This window comes from Psychroserpens citreus, from assembly GCF_055686305.1.
Map to the genome: position 1 here is coordinate 2,332,544 of NZ_CM145999.1, position 17,348 is coordinate 2,349,891.

Here is a 17,348-nt window from a genome sequence, read left to right on the forward strand (position 1 = left end):
CCATTCAATGTTGTACACATCATATTTTTTGAAGATTTTTGTACATAACTATGAGTAATATTACCGAACATAAACTATTACAAAAATGTCTTTTGCTTATTGAAGAAAAGCTGGGATGGGGAAGTGCTTCGCAATGGCATAGCGATGTTTTTATTGAACTCAGCGAGACTATACAAAAAGATACTCAAGTGTTGTTGAGTCCAGTAACTTTAAAACGTGTTTGGGGAAAGGTGAATTATAAAAGTGCGCCAAGTATTAGTACTTTGAATACCTTAGCTCAATTTGCGGGTTTTAATAATTGGCGAGATTTTAAAAACAAAGCAGATATAAAACAGGTGTCTTGGCTAGAACAAAAAGTATCACCACATTTAGGGGTAATTATTCTGAGTGCTTCTATTATGACCGTTGTGTTTATTTCTTTGTACTCATTGACAGGTACTGAAAGTAGAATAAATGATATTGATATCACAAATATTGAATTTAGTAGCAAACCTATTACAGAAGGCTTGCCTAATTCGGTGGTTTTTGATTTTGATTTAAACGGTATAACTTCCGATAGTATATATATTCAGCAGTTTTGGGATCCAACAAAAATAATTAACCTGTCGCAAAATCAAGTTCAAGCAACTGGACAGTATTATTATCCAGGGTATTTTAGAGCAAAGCTTATCGCAGACGGAAACATTCTAAAAGAACATGATTTATTTATCAAATCTGGTGGGTGGTTAGGAACCTTGGATTATGAACCAATACCTAAGTATATATATGATGATAGCTTAAGCTCAGATGAATTGATGTTTTCTAAAAGTATTTCTGAAGAAATAAAAAATAATGACCAACCTATCTTATCCTCTTTTCATTATGTAAATGATATTCCGAAATTGTCTGGGAATAATTTTTCGTTAAAATCATCAATTATTTCTACCTATCAAGATAAATGGGCAGTTTGTCAAAAAACGTCTATTGTTATTGTGGGTACAAAAAGCGCTATCATAATTCCGTTTTCAATACCTGGTTGTACGTCGGACTTAAAGGGAATGGTAAGTGAATTTCCGTTAGATGGAAAAACGAGTGATCTCTCATCTTTAGGTGTCGATTTTTCTAAGGAACGCCTTATTAAAATCATGTCCATAAATAAAGTTTTAAAAGTTTATATAGATGGTTTAGAAGTGTTTTCTAAGTCTTACACGAATTCTATAGGAGATATTGTTGGACTTCGATATCGATTTTTGGGTATTTCTAAGATTACACAAATTGAATTGTTAGATGAATTTCGCAGAAATAGACCAGTAAACTAATATGTTATTTTATTACTTTTCTTACAAAAGGCCTATTAATTTATAGGTATAAATACCTGATTTTGGAGTCAATATTTGTTAAATATTGATTTATGCCTTACATTTAAATAGTTTCAGATCTGATCTTTGATCTTGAATGTATGAATCAATTCTACATTCATTATATGCTATTTTTCAATTATTTATTTTAAGAGTACTATGTTGAGGTACTCACTAACCAACAAAATCAATTAATTATGTTGACAAAATCTATTGCATCTTTAATGATGCTAGCAATGGTATTTACATTAACGACTTCTGTAAATGCGCAAGAATCTAAAGACTATACAATGTGGGAAACCATGATGATTACTCCAGATTATACGAATCTGAAGACTTTTGGAGAAAACATGCGGAAGCACAACGAAACGTATCACAAGGATGGTCCTTATAACTGTAATGTATACAATATTACTACAGGTCCAAATGCGGGAAAAATGATATGGCAAATGGGGCCAATGATGTTTAGACACAATGACAGTCGTCCAAGTGATGGTGGTCATGATGTAGACTGGCGAGACAATGTGATGCCATATATAAAAAAGATACACACAATAGAGTATTGGACACAAGATGATAAAAAATCAAACGTAAGTATGTTAGCTGGACCAGAGATGAAATATCCAATATTGTATATCCGATTTTTTGAAGTCTCAGATGATCATGATTATACGATGAATCAAGTCTTTGAGCAAGTGAGTAAAACAATCAAATCTATGGAAGGAGAAAATCCTTGGGGATTATACTATAATATGTTTTTACAAGGCGATTTAGGAAGGCATGTCGCATCAGTAAGTTTTTTGAAAAACTGGACAGAAATGGATGAGGATAGAAATTTTAAGGCAGCTTATGAAAAATTATATGGCGAAAATTCTTGGGATTCTTTTCTTGATACACTTGATGATACATTTACGAATAGATGGGATGAAATTTGGGAGTATAATAAAAGTCTAAGTGGAGATTAGCTTGCTGTTCTCAATCACTCCCATGAGGTAAATGTAACTTATGTTACACATTTAAACAACAAAGCGCAATCAAGTAAAACTTGTTGCGCTTTTTATGCGTAAAGCTGTTATTAAGTTACGCTTAATTGTGGAGTCGGAGAGATTGACTTCGCCTTGCTCACCATTCCATTACTGCAAATGCAATTTATTGTCTTTACAAGACAAACGCTTTGAAACAAAAAAATCTGATCAAGTAAACTTGTCAGATTTTTTCATTCCAAATCGCAATTAAATTACGCTTGATGTGGAGTCGGAGAGAATCGAACTCTCGTCCAAACAAGCTATTAAAGAGCTTTCTACACGTTTAGTTTTTTCATGGTTTTCGATTATAGGCTGATTAAAAACACTCTACCTATAACTTATCTTCTAAATCTCGAACATACATCAAAGCGCTATATGATCTTAGTTAATATTTACGATGCCTCAAAATAGAACGCCATTAACCAAGGCTTTCAGGAGACATAAAGCTTGCTCACCTAGTGAGCCGAGGCTTAATCTTACTGTAATTCAGATTATGCAGCTAAAGCGTAGTTATTCTCGCCGTTTAAAATTTGGTCTAGCCTTTTACGTGTTTCAATGCCATTACACGACGTGCTTACCGTTTAATGAGTCTCGCTGTCAAAACCAGTCGACCCCTTATTAGTAATTGTTGTTTAGCGTTCCCTTTCAGGTCAGGCTTTCGGTAGTCGCTCTCTGCGAGGAGCTCCAACATTACCTCAATCCTTAACGCGGGATGCAAAGTTATCAAAAAGTTTGTATAAGCCTACATTTCCTAGTATTTTCGTGCAAAAATTATTCCAGATTTAAATTGTGAATAGTTTTAATTTGATTCATTTTTTATACGAATAAAATCTTTTATAAACCAAATAGAAATTAAAAGTGTACCAATGGTTTTTATCCAGTTTTTATTAGAGAGGTAACCATTAGATAATACTAATTCAAATAAAAAAATGAAAAATACTATTACAAGGATGCATGATATTGCTCCATAAATAATGAGCGTAATTTTTTTGTTCATTATTTGATAATTTACCTTAAAAATATAAATAAACTATGAAATTCGCCATCATAAAAGAACGTAAAAACCCGCCAGATCGTCGAGTCGTATTCTCACCTGAAAAATTAGCCGAAGCTAGAGCACAATTTTCACAGGCAGAGTTTGTTGTTGAATCATCTGATATTCGTGTGTTTTCTGATGAAGCGTATCGTGCGCAAGGATTTACTGTAACTGATGATGTTTCCGATTGTGATGTGATGATTGGTGTAAAAGAAGTACCATTAGATGCTTTGATTCCTAATAAGAAATACTTTTACTTTTCTCACACGATTAAAAAACAACCTTACAATCGAAAATTGTTGGTTGATATGCTCCATAAAAATATTGAGATGTATGACCATGAAACTATAGTGAAACAAAGTGGTGCGCGTCTTATCGGATTTGGTCGTTATGCCGGATTGGTTGGTGCGTATAACGGATTTAGAGCTTTAGGATTACGAGACCAATTATTCGAATTGCCTAAAGTAGAAACGCTTGCCGATTTAGATGCAGTAAAGGCAGAACTCGATAAAATATCATTGCCTAATATCAAAATAGCCTTATCTGGAACAGGAAAAGTGGCTTTAGGTGCAAAAGAAATTTTAGATCATTTAAAAATAAAGGAAGTAAGTGATGCCTTATATCTAACATCACAATTTACAGAGCCAGTCTATTGCATGATTGATGTTATGGAATATAATAGACGTATTGATGGTAAAGTAGGAGATAAGCGAGAATTTTATAAAGACCCAAGTGGTTATGAAAGTAACTTTATGCCATACGCCAAAGAAACTGATATGTTCATAGCTGGTCATTTTTATGGTGATGGTGCGCCTTTTATTTTTACTAGAGAAGATGCCAAACATCCTCATTTTAGAATTAATCTTGTAGCAGATATCTCTTGCGATATTGACGGTCCCGTGGCGAGTACCATTCGTCCGTCAACTATTGCCGATCCATTTTATGGCTATGACCCACATACCGAAAGTGAAGTAGCTTTCAATGCCGATGAAGCCATTACCGTAATGGCTGTCGATAACTTGCCTTGCGAATTACCAAAAGATGCCAGTGAAGGGTTTGGTGAGATGTTTTTAGAACACGTCATACCTGCATTTTTTAATAATGATGAGCGAGGTATTTTAAAACGTGCCAAAATCACAACAGCAGATGGTAAGTTAACAGAACGTTTTAGCTATTTACAAGATTATGTAGATGGTCTTGAGTGAAAGTAAAGTCTAAATAAAAATAAATATCAAGTCAAGTCGTTAGTATAAGGAACTAACCATACCTTTTGCATTATGAGGCTTTTCTTTGTGTCTATTTTTATTGCTTTTGTTATCTCCAGTTGTTCAGAAGCAACAACAACATTTAATCATTTTACTTCAAACCAAGATACGCTTATTGTTAAGACTCAAAAACAAAAAGGTGCTGGTATATTTAGTATAGGAGCTGGAGGTTTAGAGTTTACTAACTCTAATAAAATTAGTAATACATTGATTATACCTAATACAATAGATAGTATAAAGTATGCTAAAATATATCCAGATTTTGAAGCAATAGATACTAATTTTTTTAATGTTATTAAAGGTTATTTAGACGGCAAGGAGGTCTTTATTATCGATCAAAATAATAACTTAGATTTTACAGACGAAACAATTAATACTATCGGAGAATTTGAATGGAAAACATCAAATAATTTAATTAAAATTGACTATTCTATAACCAATGGGAACGATACAGTTATAGATTCGACTTGGATAAGTTTGGGATATGCATTTGATCATTTGCTTTATGGTAAAAGAGAACATTTACTCGCTAAAATTAGCATTGATCAAGAACCTTTTACTTTGGGTGTTGTAAATGAATCTAACACCTTCTACTTTGATTATAATAATACGTCTGAGATTGCAATTATTTCTCAAAATAACGTGAAGGTTGATTCGTTAAATGAGGGACAATTACTAAAAATCGGAGAATTTTTAAAGTTAGGTAACACCTATTATAAGTTTGATAAAATATCTAAAACAGGTGAACATCTTACACTTATAAAAGAAGTTGATTTTAGTAGTAAAGTAGGTACCCAACTAGGAATGTTGGCTCCTCAATTTGTTGCAGTGACTATAGCAGGTGATTCTATTATTAGTGATGCTTTTAAAGATAAACCTTTGATAGTTGCAAACTCTTGTGGTTGTGGTGGTGACATAGAATCCACTCAAGCTTATTTCAACATATTAGATGCATACAAGGATAAAGCCCATGTTATTAGATTAGATTCTAGAATTGAGGATAGTCAGGTTGGTATTCAAATTGATGTAGAGAATGAATACAATACCGAAGTATATAAAGCTTACCGACAAATGTATTGCTCCAGAATCTGTTATGTTATTGGACCAAATAATAGAATTGTGAATAAATTTAGAGTAAATGACTGGGAGCAGTTTTTACCAGATATAATAAATACCAAAAACTAGACGACATTTCTTTTGTTGTATTATACAGGAAAGTACTCTATCACTTTTGAATTATCTTGATTTAAATCTAGATAATAATAATGCATGGTGTCTTTATTGTCAAATTTGCCATTATTATCAGTGTCTTCAATACTTTTAAAATATAAGGTTTTGGCTTCAATAATAACTTTCCATGTTATCAATTCTTGACGATCTGGAGAGAGCTTTCTAAAGCCAGCCCCATTTAAATTACTGATGTATAAAGATTCTAAATCTCCTGAATTGAGTGTCCCATCTGCATTAGTATCCTTGTCATTTACTTCATAGAGAAAATACCCTTTGTTTAAGTCGTTATATACTTGACGCAAAAAAGTCATTGATGTGATGTTAATAGTACTCGTTGTTAGTGCTTTTAATTCCTTAGACGGAATTTGTTGAAATTTCACATTTGAAAGATTGCCATAAAATCCATCTCTAGAAGAGCTCACGCTCGAAAATTCATGAGACTCATAACTATCGGAACTAAAATACTCTGATCGACTTTTCTTCAATGCATACTTACCAATAGGGTGTATAAGAAAGTCTGTACTATCAATAAGCATGGGTAAATTGGCAATAACTTTTGTTTTTGACGTTTTGTTATGTTTAGTAGTAGTATCATTTTTAGCTACAACTTTTCTGTTGTCATTATCAGAGCAGGCTATAAAGAGTAAAATAATAACTAGGTATTTGATATAATGCTTCATGTGATTTTATTTTTTAGAATTAGAAAATGCTTTAAGCATCCAATAAGAAATTGCTAAAAAGCTTGCAAAGGTTAAGGTGAATATCCAGGCTTCGAGATTGGGTTCGAAAATGAGCGCAAACATATCAGAAAACAAGGCAAATGGGTTGTTTAAAATTTCCCAAGAATTATAACGTAAAAACCGGCCAAGATATATGCCAAATGCTGTTAAGCCAAAAATGCAGAGCATAATCGGGAATATTAACGAGGATTTAATATAGCTTTTTAATAGGTTTTCCATATCTGAAAGTGATAAGAAAAATAAGATCAATCCATTAAATGCAAACGACATGATAACTAGAATGTCTAGCCATAGAAACTGATTATTGGTTCGAGTTAAATGCATCAAATCGGTTACCATATAAGGTGCATTTGGTAAAAACAAAAGCCAAACGGCAAACGAAAAAAGCAAGAGTAATTTATGAGGTTTTGATTTACTTACCAAAGTAGTTGTTATTGCAAACGGGATAATGGCTAGAAATAAATTCCAAACTAAAAAGAGAAGATAAAATGACTGATTTAATTTCATTCTAACCATAAGTAGTACAATACTTAAGGTCATAGAAAGTGTTAAAATAGATAAGGTTTTAAACCTGTTGAAAATGTGAATTTTTATGGTATCCATGTGATATTAATTTTAGTATCAATTAAATAAATAGTAATAATGCCTAAGCTATAGGCGATTAGATCTGTGGTTTCAAAAGTGCTGCCCAATACGATGACGGCAAAATTGTTGTCTCTTAGGTGTAGATAATCTAAAAGATTAAATAATTGTAGGGATTCTATACTAAAAGAAAAGATTAATACGCCAATTGCAACATAAATTGGCTTTATATTTAATATGCTGCGAATGGCACAATATATCAAAATGACCGCCAGATAATCGCCAAAGGTGTGTCTTATAAAACCTTCGGTTAAAAATGCTGTAATGCAAATTTCTATAGAAAGCAGCATAAGACTGGAAGCAAAAAAGGGTTTGTTGAATTTGACGGTCATATAATTAGATTTTTATAAGGAAAGGTAATTACCATAATAAAGTAAAGTATGGCAACTGGAATATTTAAAAGCATAATGCAGCACGTTTTAAAAGCATCTAAACGGCATACTTTTTTGAGGATTGCCGAACCTACAATGGCAGCAAATATTGCAATATTTGTAATGATCATAAACACGACACAGAATAGTGCAAATCCTAAGCCTATAAATTGAGGTCCAAAATATAAGAAGAAGGATAAAAGTGTTGTTCCCAAAACAAAGCTGAGTAAGGCAATTACTTTTCCGGTTTGATTTATATTGTTTTTCATTTTTAAAGTTTTATAAACCTCGTTCATATCCTTGAGGAAAGCGGAACGAGGTACACACCAACTAATTAACCGTTAGTCCAGTCAATTTTTCGTGATACAAACATGACAATAGCAAGTATTACAAAAAGACCAATACTTCCCACTAGTAACGCATAGTTTTCTAATTGAATAATCACATAAATAAAGGTGTATAAAGCAGTTAATGATAAACCTATGAGCATTGAAAACTTAAAGCTTTTAAGTATCGACCGCGAGTATAAAGTAATTAGAAGTACTACGGCAATACCAGCAATGAGATAAGCTTTCAAGAAATTACTGTGCTCCGAAATGGATACCAATAAGGTGTAAAACATGGTAAGAGCAATACCAATCATGAAATATTGGAATGGATGGATGTCAATCTTGCTCATGGTTTGAATTAAAAAGAAAATTAAAAATGTTAGCCCAATCACTAAAAACCCATATTTAGCCGAGCGCTCACTTTTTTGATATTCGTCTACCATCACCATAAATTTTGTTCCAAAAGCAAACGCTGTGAGATTTGGAATTTTATTAAGGTGTTGTTGAGAAAATGCTCTGTTAATATGAAGTACTTTCCAATCGGCTTTAAACCCATCTTTAGTGATTTCTTTGGTTTCATCATTAGGAAGATAATTGCCAACAAAGCTAGGGTCTGCCCAATTCGACACCATTTTCATAGTGGTTATTTTTCCAATAGGAATTAAATCAATCTGTTTGGAACCATTAAATGAAATACTCAAACTAAAGGAGTCATTTTCATTATCGGAGAGATTTTCTGCATTGATAAAATTAGATTCTAATATATCAAGACGATTATAATCATCATCTTTAGAATTAAAATTGGTTTGAAAACTATAATTACTTGTATTTAGTTTAAGAGACATTTCACTTTTAATCCCTTTTAGATTGCTGGTTTTAATAAGTATACTTGCCTTGTCCCAAACAATATCTTCAGTTTTTATACCCTTTGCACTTAAATCTGTGGGAATAAAATGACCCGAAAAATCCATGATTGTAGAAAATACTGCCGATTCAAAATTGCCGCGTTTCAAGGTTTTAGAATCTACATTAACTTCTGAATGAAGTCGCTCAGGAAATATATAAGCATAATTAATATGTGTTTGTGTTTCCTTTAAATAGGTTTTTGTTTTATCATCGTAGATTTTCGTTTCAGAATACGTTTTATATGGAAGTTTTAATATAGGCCCATAGACCAACACATTATTGCCCCATTTTTCATTGATTTCATTGACAACATCGGTTTGCCTAAAGGAACGTTCGGTAATTAGGCTATTAATATAAGACAGAGGAATGAGTAATATGACAATTAAAAAACCTACCATTAGCATACGTGCCGTAATAGATGTTTTAAGCCAATTTGAAAATTTGTTGATTTGTGGTTTGTTTTGCGGCGGTGTGTTTGAATGTTCCATAATAAATATTTTAAAGTACTTTGAAATGCAAAGTATATGAATAAAAAAAATGACAAGTGTTTATCCTAGTCGAGTGGTTATTGTTTGTGTATTAGTTTTTCCAGTGCTTCTATATGTTTTTTAAATGCTGCTCTGCCCAATTTTGTAGTAGAGTAGCGGGTGTTTGGTTTTCGTCCTATAAATTGCTTTTCAACAAGTATGTATTCTGCTTTTTCAAGAGCTTTAGTGTGACTTGCTAGATTACCATCCGTAGCACCTAAAAGGTCTTTTAGCATATTGAAATCGGCATATTCATTTACCATTAGTATGGACATAATTCCCAGTCGTATTCTATGATCAAATGCTTTGTTTATGTTGTTGATGATGCTCAAAATTATCTTTGTCTAACTGTTAAGTTGAAATATAAAGCTTAGTCGTGTTGCTTCAATTCAAATTTAAGGCTTTCTATCATATTTGAAATGCATCCAAGCACCATAAACGATATGCATAATACCAAATCCTAAGACCCAAAGCCAAAATCCATAGCCTGGATAATAACTAGCTATGAGTCCCAAAATAATTTCAATATATCCTAGATATTTAATATCTCCAATGCTGTATTTTGATGCGCTAACTAATGCTAATCCATAAAATATTAACATTAAGCCTCCTGTTTGACCATATCTGCCTTGACTTAAAATAATAATGCAATATATTCCACCAACAAGCAAAGGCACCAGAAAATTGACTAACAATCTTTTAGACGAATTATCCCAAAGCTTTTCATTATTCTTTTTGGCCTTTCTTGTTGTAAGAATAACACCAGTTATTACACTTAGCAATGCTATCAAAAGCAAAATGGACATACTGGTCCAAAACACCCAACCATGAAAAATATAAAGTATACCATCGCTATGGTTAATGACCAACCAATACACAACTGCAGCACCAATTAATGCATAAATGCCTGCTAAAATACCTGACAATCCACTTAATGAAATAAACCGAGAGGATTTATTCATTAAGTCTTTTATTTCACTAATGTCTTTTAAATAATCTTCATTGCTCATAATAAAAGTACTTTGAAAAACAAAGTAAAATAAATTAATCTTGATTAACAAATAATATTCATGTTTTATTAGTTAAATTTATCTTATAATTTAAACAGATTCGTATTATGATAGGATTACTTTTAACAATTGCAAATCTCTCTGGAGGTGTTTTATTAGGCCTAGCTACACTAGACAAATGGGATGGTGAAAGCAATTTTTTTAACAAGATTGCTGGTGTGTTAGCTCCTTTTCAAACCGTTATTGGAGCTGCCTTAGTAGTGATTAGTCTCATGCGTATTTTTGGAGGTCACAATCTTTTATTTAATATTATAAGTTTGCTCGGAGGGTTTCTATTATTGACTCATGCTATTGGTAAAGCACCTGCTTTTGGTGATACTTTAAAAAAGCTTTCCGATAAATTGATGCCTTTTAAAGCTATTATTGGTATTGGACTTATCGTTATTGGGTTGTTAAGTATTTTTTAGTCTAACGCTCTATAAGTACTTTAAATTCTAAAACACCATCTGTATTATCGAAGATACCTAAATGTGTTTTTCTTTTAGAATAAAAAGGAATTTTGGTAATGTACTTTCCTAACCTTTTTTCAAAAACTAGAGGTTTACTCACCTTCTGATCTTTATAGGCATAATAATACATTTTGTCTTCATCTATATGATCAAAAATAAGCTTAATTTTTGTTCCCTGTTTTGCTTTAATGATTCCACTTGAATCCATATTAAGTTCTAATCCTGAACTAAAATAGGCTTCATAAAAAATAGGCTTAAAAAAGTAGTTTGACTTTGTTATTGGTGGATATAAAAGTTGCCATTGTTCTTCTTTTGGAAAATGGGTTAGGATTAGATGTTCAGGACTGATTAAAAAATAGGTATCCGTAAAGTTGAATATTTTTGGTTGATTGATTTCAATTCCTGTAGCCCATGTTGCATCTAATAACTTCCATTCATTATCAATTTTTACGACATTCCATGCATGATTTGTGGTATTTCGAATTATACCAATTTCTGATGGAAAAACTTTTGCAAAACCATGAATAACCTCAGATTTAATATCCAATGCATTCAGAGTAAATTTTATTAATTGAGAATAACCTTCGCAAACCGCTAGCTTTCTTTTTAATGCACGTTCTGCATAGGTTTTATGCATTTGTAATAAGCGTTCTTCATAACCATCATCAGGATTTGAGTTGATATATTTGTATCCGTTGGTGTTGTTTGTAGCAGATTTGAAATCGTAAGCTATATGATTTGAAACCCAATAAAAAACAGCTCGCACTTTGTTAATATCACTATCGAAATCTAATTCTATACGATGCGCAAAATCGTCAATTGACTTAAATCTATTTGGGTAATTTTTAACTATAGCATCTACTGATGAATAATCTTGAGCCTTAGAGCTAAATGCAATAAAAAAAATGAAGATGAAAGTAATCGTTTTTATCATAAATTGATACGCTCAAAAATTATTCCGAAGAGAGGTTACTTATCTATTTTAAAATCTAATATTTTTTCATTTTCGTAATATAAACTTAGTACCTGAGCTTTATGTGATTTATGTTTTAATGCTGCAATATAAGTATTGAGATCTTTTTTGGTAATGTGAAGTTCTTTTAAATAATGCTCATTGTTAAACTTATAATAAATAGTTCCATGTTGAACTATATTATTAAACTGTAAACGGATTTTCTTATCTGTATCAGACACATTTAAAACTCCTTTTTGGTGTTCTGAAAGCAGTAAGCCGCTATCAAAATATTTAGAGTAAAATATGGGCTTCTTAAAAAAAGTATCTACACCTATTGGTTTGTTGACGAGTTGAAACTTAGATTCTGCTGGTAAGTGCGTTGTTAATAGCTTTTTGGGATCTGTAAAAAAATAAAAGTCATTGAAACGACGTACCCAATCGCCAGTAGTCGAATTTTCATAACCTAAAGCAAAGGTGATATCAACAAGTTGCCATTGTTCTCCAATTTTTACGGCATTCCATGCGTGATTTTTTAGATAATGAGAATTTTCAATATCATTAACAGAAACCTTGGTAATACCTTCAATTATTTTTACTTCAATCCCAGATCGAGCACAAAGCTCTTTAAACAAGGTGCTTATTCCTATACATAGTCCTTTACGATTACTAAAAACACGTTTTGCTAAAGCTTGACGTCGTCGTCTCTCAATGCTTTTATTGATACGTTCTGAGTCGAAAGTTATATAAAACTCAGGAGGTCGAACCTCATAATAGTGGTCTAGGTCATACACAATATTAAGAGACATCCATGTGAAATAGGCTCTTGCTTTTTCTTCATCGGTTTTAAGCGTGTTATCAACTCTTAAAACCAGTTCTTCTATATTTTCAAATTGAGGATAATGTTTTACATTGTTATCAATCAATTTGTAATTTTGTGAATATACACTGAATATAAAAAACGAACATATTATTGTAACTACAGACTTCATATACTAAATATAAGAAAATTCGTAAGAAATGAATCCTGCCGAAACTTACATATTGAATCAATCAGAGCCTTTTAAGTCTATTTTGATGCATTTACAAATTCTAATTGAACATACGTTTTCAGATGCTGAAATGAAATATAAGTGGAAAATTCCGTGCTACTATGTGAACAATAAGCCTATATGCTATCTCAATCAGAGCAAAGATTATGTAGATGTTGGATTTTGGCATTCGGCACATCTTACAAAGTACACCGAATTTATGGTATCTGAAAAGCGTAAAGTCGTTAAATCTATGCGATATAAAACTCTAGAAGATATTGATGATGAGCTGTTCATTAATATCCTTAAAGAAGTTGAAAAGCATAAAAGCAAGTCGTTTCTTAAATAAACTTATAACTCCTTGTAAACAATATAGTTTTCGAAAACCATTCCTTTATGAGACTTTTTCTGCTTCTTTTCAACCTCATAAAAGTGTGAATCAAAAAAGGGAAGTGCAGTAATACTGACATCAGATTTGATGACTTCAAACCCATTAATTGATACTCTAGATTCTATGATTCGAAGTAATTTAGAAGCAATGGTCCGTCTTTGGAAATCTTTATGCACAAATAAGCCATCTAAGTAATACCCTTTGGTTAAGTATGAGAAGCCAACAATAGTATCTCTGTATTCAGCTACAATGAAATAAAATTTATTAATACGTTCTTCCCATTTGGCAATATCATCCGCTCCAGAAGCCCATACTTCAATTTGTTTTTCGTTGTAATCTCTACTGTTTACTGCTCTAACAGTATCTCTAAAAATCGCAGTAATTTCTGGAATATCGTCTAAGGTTGCTTCTCTAATTTCGATGTCGTCTGTCATAATGATATAGGGGATAAGACTTTATATAATGTTGCTAATAAAAAGAATATGAGTGCCATAATACATATAACTGCAACAATTTTTAATGGATATTCCATAGCTACAGCTAAAAGATCGTTGTCATATTTATTTTTCAAAATTACGTTACGTTTTTCTTTGTTAGGATAGGTTACTCGAAGAATGAGCCAACCAATTATATACAAAAGAAAATCAATCATAAGCCATTAACTGTTTTTCTAATAGCTATTAAGTTAGTGAGTAAACGTTCAAGGTTATCGAGATGTAACATATTTGCGCCATCACTTTTAGCATTAGCGGGATCAAAATGAGTTTCTATAAATAATCCATCAACATTATTCACTACACCAGCTCTAGCAATGGTTTCAATCATATCTGGGCGTCCACCAGTAACACCAACACTTTGGTTAGGTTGTTGTAATGAGTGTGTCACATCTAGAACAGTAGGAGCAATAGCTCGCATGGTTGGAATACCTCTAAAATCGACAATCATATCTTGGTAACCAAACATGGTTCCACGATCTGTAATCCAAGCTTTATCACTACCAGAATCTTTGACTTTTTGAACCGCATGAGTCATTGCTTCAGGACTCATAAACTGACCTTTCTTTAAATTTACCACCTTGCCAGTTTTTGCTGCAGCAACAACCAAATCGGTCTGACGAACTAAAAATGCTGGAATTTGAAGTACATCGACATATTCAGCAGCGCGTACCGCGTCAGATACTTCATGAATATCGGTAACTGTTGGTATATCAAAAGTTTGAGATACTTTCTGTAGAATTTTAAGTGCTTTCTCATCACCAATACCAGTAAAACTATCTATTCTACTACGATTGGCCTTTTTGAAACTGCCCTTAAATACATAGGGAATTTCTAGCTTATCGGTTATTGTAATCACTTTTTCTGCAATACGTAAAGCCATATCTTCTCCTTCGATGGCACAAGGACCACAGAGTAGGAAGAAGTTATTCGAATTGGTATGTTTCAGTTTAGGGACATCTGATAAGTGCATCTGCTTAAAATTTTCAATTTCAGCAGCAAAGATACATATTAAAAGCTTCTATTAAGACTATTTCGTATCATCCATAAGGCCATGATAAAATTTGCGATTACAAATACACCGCCAAATACCATAAACTGTTTGGTTTGATAGGATAACTCAATGATGTGTAGTGCATCAGACAGGTAAGCTAAAATTAAATAAGAAGAGAGGCATACAAAAGTTATTCCTAAGGTGAAATTCAATTGTTTGTTGGGTTTGATAAGTTGCCATAAAAAAGGGATTCCAAATAATAAAATAGGATATGCTGTCAAGCCTTCAACACGGTTAACGCTTGTGAACCCGTATGCAATTACCGCTAAAAAGTAGAGGTAAGGCACAAATTTTGAATATTTACTAATTGTTTCCATCTGTAGTGTTTCAGATGTAAATTGCCACAAGGGTTAGTTGAGGGAGGCTATTTACTATTAATGATATCTAATAACGTAAGATACATTCAGAAATTATACCTGTAATTGTGTATAACAATTAATTAACGAAAGCTTTTGAAATTTTAACATATTGGTTTAGTTGTTATAAAGGTTTTAAAACCAGTGTTTTATTGTATTAACTAGTCGATTGAACCAATTGAGATGAGAGCAAATATAATTCTTGACTAAGAATCCAACTTTAATCGGAAATTAACGTACCTTTGCACGCTTAAAATAAGGCATCATTATGGCTACTATTAAAAATATTGCGATTATTGCGCACGTCGATCATGGTAAAACAACATTGGTTGATAAAATCATGTATCATTGTCAGTTATTCCGTGAAAACGAAAACACAGGTGATTTAATTCTTGATAATAACGATTTAGAGCGTGAAAGAGGAATTACAATTACGTCTAAAAACGTTTCGGTTATCTATAAAGACACCAAAATTAATATTATTGATACACCGGGTCACGCCGATTTTGGTGGAGAAGTAGAACGTGTGTTAAACATGGCAGATGGTGTGTTGCTTTTGGTTGATGCCTTTGAGGGGCCAATGCCGCAAACACGTTTTGTGTTGCAAAAAGCTATTGATTTAGGATTAAAGCCGTGTGTGGTGATTAATAAAGTGGATAAAGAAAATTGTACACCTGATGAAGTTCATGAAAAGGTGTTTGATTTAATGTTTGAGCTTGGTGCTGAAGAATGGCAATTAGATTTTCCAACAGTTTATGGGTCTGCCAAGAATAATTGGATGAGTGACGATTGGCAAAATGAAACAGAGAATATCGAACCGCTATTAGATATGGTGATTGAACATATTCCTGAACCAAAGATTGAAGAGGGGTCAACACAAATGTTGATTACGTCTTTAGATTTTTCATCATTTACGGGACGGATTGCAATTGGACGTCTCACTCGTGGTGAATTAAAAGCTGGGCAGCAGATATCTTTAGTGAAACGCGATGGAAGTATTGTTAAATCTAAAATTAAAGAGCTACATGTCTTTGAAGGTTTAGGGCGTAAGAAAGTTGATGAGGTACAAGCTGGTGATATTTGTGCTCTAGTGGGTCTTGAAGGATTTGAAATTGGTGATACAGTCGCCGATTTAGAAAACCCTGAAGGTTTAAAAACGATTGCGATTGATGAACCTACAATGAGTATGTTGTTTACCATTAACGATTCTCCATTCTTTGGGAAAGATGGAAAGTTTGTGACGTCGCGTCATATAAAAGAACGCTTAACAAAAGAATTAGAGAAAAATTTAGCGCTTCGTGTTGAAGAGACAGACAGTGCCGATAAATTTATGGTATTTGGTCGTGGTGTATTACACTTGTCGGTTTTAATAGAAACCATGCGTCGTGAAGGTTATGAACTACAAATTGGTCAACCACAAGTAATTATAAAAGAGATTGATGGGGTGAAATGTGAGCCTGTTGAAGAAATGACCATTGATTTGCCAGAAACAGTTTCGGGTAAAGCTATTGAGATGGTGACCATGCGAAAAGGTGAAATGTTAAGCATGGAAGCTAAAGGAGATCGTATGGTTTGCGAATTTATAGTGCCTTCTAGAGGAATTATTGGTTTGCGTAACCAATTATTAACAGCCACTGCTGGTGAAGCTATTATGGCACACCGTTTTAAAGAATATCAACCTTTAAAAGGTGGTATTCCAGAACGTCAAAATGGATCTTTAGTATCTATGGAAAACGGACAAGCCATTCCTTATTCTATTGATAAATTACAAGATAGAGGTAAGTTTTTTATCGATCCAGGCGAAGATATTTATGAAGGTCAAGTAATTGGAGAAAATTCTCGTGGTGATGATATGACTGTAAATGTTACTAAAACTAAAAAGTTAAGTAACGTACGAAGTGCAGGAGCAGATGATAAGGCTAAGATTGTGCCAGCAATTAAGTTTTCTCTTGAAGAAGCTCTAGAATATATTCAAAAAGATGAATATGTTGAGGTAACTCCAAATCACTTAAGATTGCGTAAGATTTTCTTAAAAGAAGTAGAGCGTAAGCGTAATAAGAATATTTAAACTTTTAATGCATAAATAACAAAAACGGAATCTAATTTTAGATTCCGTTTTTGTTTATAGTTTTCTATATTTACG

General features: G+C 32.7%; 19 protein-coding genes and 1 other RNA gene. 7 read left to right on the plus strand and 13 right to left on the minus strand.

The genetic code is table 11. The annotated features are described in order from the left end of the window. Positions 1–50 precede the first annotated feature (50 nt). Entirely contained in the window at positions 51–1,298 is a 1,248-nt protein-coding gene (locus tag ACTU6T_RS10485) for a hypothetical protein (protein ID WP_460218158.1), read from the plus strand. A gap of 236 nt (positions 1,299–1,534) precedes the next feature. Beyond that, the gene (locus tag ACTU6T_RS10490; protein WP_460218159.1) at positions 1,535–2,302 is read left to right on the plus strand and encodes a hypothetical protein; all 768 of its coding nucleotides are present in this window, start codon (positions 1,535–1,537) and stop codon (positions 2,300–2,302) included. Positions 2,303–2,583: 281 nt separating this feature from the next. Here ACTU6T_RS10490 and ssrA read toward each other — a convergent pair. Continuing rightward, positions 2,584–2,977, minus strand: a transfer-messenger RNA (tmRNA) gene (ssrA, locus tag ACTU6T_RS10495). Between the two features lie 417 nt (positions 2,978–3,394). On the opposite strand from ssrA, the gene ACTU6T_RS10500 reads away from it, so the two are divergent. Together ACTU6T_RS10500 and ACTU6T_RS10505 are read left to right on the plus strand one after the other, a co-directional pair. Then, complete coding sequence (locus ACTU6T_RS10500; RefSeq protein ID WP_460218160.1) at positions 3,395–4,603, plus strand: NAD(P)-dependent oxidoreductase; 1,209 nt, start codon at positions 3,395–3,397, stop codon at positions 4,601–4,603. A gap of 72 nt (positions 4,604–4,675) precedes the next feature. Beyond that, a complete protein-coding gene (locus tag ACTU6T_RS10505) occupies positions 4,676–5,848 on the plus strand; it encodes a hypothetical protein (protein WP_460218161.1) in 1,173 nt (390 codons plus the stop codon). A 20-nt stretch (positions 5,849–5,868) separates the two neighbouring features. Here the strand turns inward: ACTU6T_RS10505 and ACTU6T_RS10510 are convergent, their stop codons facing one another. The 7 genes from ACTU6T_RS10510 to ACTU6T_RS10540 form a co-directional block, all read right to left on the minus strand. Further along, positions 5,869–6,573 (minus strand): hypothetical protein, encoded by a 705-nt coding sequence (locus ACTU6T_RS10510; protein ID WP_460218162.1) that lies wholly within the window; start codon positions 6,571–6,573, stop codon positions 5,869–5,871. 6 nt (positions 6,574–6,579) lie between these two features. Beyond that, positions 6,580–7,236: a DUF1361 domain-containing protein gene (locus ACTU6T_RS10515; RefSeq protein ID WP_460218163.1), complete on the minus strand. Its 657-nt coding sequence runs from the start codon at positions 7,234–7,236 to the stop codon at positions 6,580–6,582. Further along, positions 7,224–7,607 (minus strand): ribosomal maturation YjgA family protein, encoded by a 384-nt coding sequence (locus tag ACTU6T_RS10520; RefSeq protein ID WP_460218164.1) that lies wholly within the window; start codon positions 7,605–7,607, stop codon positions 7,224–7,226. Before ACTU6T_RS10520 ends, ACTU6T_RS10515 begins: the two co-directional genes overlap by 13 nt. After that, positions 7,604–7,915 carry a hypothetical protein gene (locus tag ACTU6T_RS10525; protein WP_460218165.1) on the minus strand — a complete coding sequence of 104 codons (312 nt, stop codon included), beginning with the start codon at positions 7,913–7,915 and terminating at the stop codon, positions 7,604–7,606. Before ACTU6T_RS10525 ends, ACTU6T_RS10520 begins: the two co-directional genes overlap by 4 nt. Positions 7,916–7,980: 65 nt before the next feature. Continuing rightward, positions 7,981–9,369: a cell envelope integrity protein CreD gene (creD, locus tag ACTU6T_RS10530; protein ID WP_460218166.1), complete on the minus strand. Its 1,389-nt coding sequence runs from the start codon at positions 9,367–9,369 to the stop codon at positions 7,981–7,983. A gap of 77 nt (positions 9,370–9,446) precedes the next feature. Continuing rightward, positions 9,447–9,740, minus strand: a complete 294-nt coding sequence (locus ACTU6T_RS10535) for a winged helix-turn-helix domain-containing protein (protein ID WP_460218167.1) — start codon at positions 9,738–9,740, stop codon at positions 9,447–9,449. 63 nt (positions 9,741–9,803) lie between these two features. Beyond that, entirely contained in the window at positions 9,804–10,418 is a 615-nt protein-coding gene (locus tag ACTU6T_RS10540; RefSeq protein WP_460218168.1) for a hypothetical protein, read from the minus strand. A 107-nt stretch (positions 10,419–10,525) separates the two neighbouring features. On the opposite strand from ACTU6T_RS10540, the gene ACTU6T_RS10545 reads away from it, so the two are divergent. Then, positions 10,526–10,885 (plus strand): hypothetical protein, encoded by a 360-nt coding sequence (locus tag ACTU6T_RS10545; RefSeq protein ID WP_460218169.1) that lies wholly within the window; start codon positions 10,526–10,528, stop codon positions 10,883–10,885. Position 10,886: 1 nt separating this feature from the next. Here the strand turns inward: ACTU6T_RS10545 and ACTU6T_RS10550 are convergent, their stop codons facing one another. Both ACTU6T_RS10550 and ACTU6T_RS10555 read right to left on the minus strand, forming a co-directional pair. Then, positions 10,887–11,861 carry a transglutaminase domain-containing protein gene (locus ACTU6T_RS10550; RefSeq protein ID WP_460218170.1) on the minus strand — a complete coding sequence of 325 codons (975 nt, stop codon included), beginning with the start codon at positions 11,859–11,861 and terminating at the stop codon, positions 10,887–10,889. 35 nt (positions 11,862–11,896) lie between these two features. After that, complete coding sequence (locus ACTU6T_RS10555) at positions 11,897–12,805, minus strand: transglutaminase domain-containing protein (protein ID WP_460218171.1); 909 nt, start codon at positions 12,803–12,805, stop codon at positions 11,897–11,899. Positions 12,806–12,899: 94 nt separating this feature from the next. Here ACTU6T_RS10555 and ACTU6T_RS10560 point away from each other — a divergent pair, with 94 nt between their 5' ends. Then, complete coding sequence (locus ACTU6T_RS10560; protein WP_460218172.1) at positions 12,900–13,259, plus strand: DUF1801 domain-containing protein; 360 nt, start codon at positions 12,900–12,902, stop codon at positions 13,257–13,259. Between the two features lie 2 nt (positions 13,260–13,261). Here the strand turns inward: ACTU6T_RS10560 and ACTU6T_RS10565 are convergent, their stop codons facing one another. From ACTU6T_RS10565 to ACTU6T_RS10575, 3 genes are all read right to left on the minus strand, one after another. Continuing rightward, on the minus strand, positions 13,262–13,735 hold the full coding sequence (locus ACTU6T_RS10565) for a GNAT family N-acetyltransferase (RefSeq protein WP_460218173.1): 474 nt from the start codon (positions 13,733–13,735) through the stop codon (positions 13,262–13,264). 214 nt (positions 13,736–13,949) lie between these two features. Next, a complete protein-coding gene (gene kdsA, locus ACTU6T_RS10570; protein ID WP_460218174.1) occupies positions 13,950–14,768 on the minus strand; it encodes a 3-deoxy-8-phosphooctulonate synthase in 819 nt (272 codons plus the stop codon). Between the two features lie 38 nt (positions 14,769–14,806). After that, the gene (locus tag ACTU6T_RS10575; protein ID WP_460218175.1) at positions 14,807–15,166 is read right to left on the minus strand and encodes a hypothetical protein; all 360 of its coding nucleotides are present in this window, start codon (positions 15,164–15,166) and stop codon (positions 14,807–14,809) included. Positions 15,167–15,473: 307 nt separating this feature from the next. Between ACTU6T_RS10575 and typA the strand changes: the two genes are divergently transcribed. Then, the gene (gene typA / locus ACTU6T_RS10580; RefSeq protein WP_460218176.1) at positions 15,474–17,273 is read left to right on the plus strand and encodes a translational GTPase TypA; all 1,800 of its coding nucleotides are present in this window, start codon (positions 15,474–15,476) and stop codon (positions 17,271–17,273) included. The last annotated feature ends 75 nt before the right edge of the window (positions 17,274–17,348 follow it).

Bases quoted from the DNA above. Each gene is read 5' to 3' on its own strand.
- ACTU6T_RS10485 (WP_460218158.1), top strand. From the start codon at position 51: ATGAGTAATATTACCGAACATAAACTATTACAAAAATGTCTTTTGCTT.
- ACTU6T_RS10490 (WP_460218159.1), top strand. From the start codon at position 1,535: ATGTTGACAAAATCTATTGCATCTTTAATGATGCTAGCAATGGTATTT.
- ACTU6T_RS10500 (WP_460218160.1), top strand. From the start codon at position 3,395: ATGAAATTCGCCATCATAAAAGAACGTAAAAACCCGCCAGATCGTCGA.
- ACTU6T_RS10505 (WP_460218161.1), top strand. From the start codon at position 4,676: ATGAGGCTTTTCTTTGTGTCTATTTTTATTGCTTTTGTTATCTCCAGT.
- ACTU6T_RS10510 (WP_460218162.1), bottom strand. From the start codon at position 6,573: ATGAAGCATTATATCAAATACCTAGTTATTATTTTACTCTTTATAGCC.
- ACTU6T_RS10515 (WP_460218163.1), bottom strand. From the start codon at position 7,236: ATGGATACCATAAAAATTCACATTTTCAACAGGTTTAAAACCTTATCT.
- ACTU6T_RS10520 (WP_460218164.1), bottom strand. From the start codon at position 7,607: ATGACCGTCAAATTCAACAAACCCTTTTTTGCTTCCAGTCTTATGCTG.
- ACTU6T_RS10525 (WP_460218165.1), bottom strand. From the start codon at position 7,915: ATGAAAAACAATATAAATCAAACCGGAAAAGTAATTGCCTTACTCAGC.
- creD (WP_460218166.1), bottom strand. From the start codon at position 9,369: ATGGAACATTCAAACACACCGCCGCAAAACAAACCACAAATCAACAAA.
- ACTU6T_RS10540 (WP_460218168.1), bottom strand. From the start codon at position 10,418: ATGAGCAATGAAGATTATTTAAAAGACATTAGTGAAATAAAAGACTTA.
- ACTU6T_RS10545 (WP_460218169.1), top strand. From the start codon at position 10,526: ATGATAGGATTACTTTTAACAATTGCAAATCTCTCTGGAGGTGTTTTA.
- ACTU6T_RS10550 (WP_460218170.1), bottom strand. From the start codon at position 11,861: ATGATAAAAACGATTACTTTCATCTTCATTTTTTTTATTGCATTTAGC.
- ACTU6T_RS10560 (WP_460218172.1), top strand. From the start codon at position 12,900: ATGAATCCTGCCGAAACTTACATATTGAATCAATCAGAGCCTTTTAAG.
- ACTU6T_RS10565 (WP_460218173.1), bottom strand. From the start codon at position 13,735: ATGACAGACGACATCGAAATTAGAGAAGCAACCTTAGACGATATTCCA.
- kdsA (WP_460218174.1), bottom strand. From the start codon at position 14,768: ATGCACTTATCAGATGTCCCTAAACTGAAACATACCAATTCGAATAAC.
- ACTU6T_RS10575 (WP_460218175.1), bottom strand. From the start codon at position 15,166: ATGGAAACAATTAGTAAATATTCAAAATTTGTGCCTTACCTCTACTTT.
- typA (WP_460218176.1), top strand. From the start codon at position 15,474: ATGGCTACTATTAAAAATATTGCGATTATTGCGCACGTCGATCATGGT.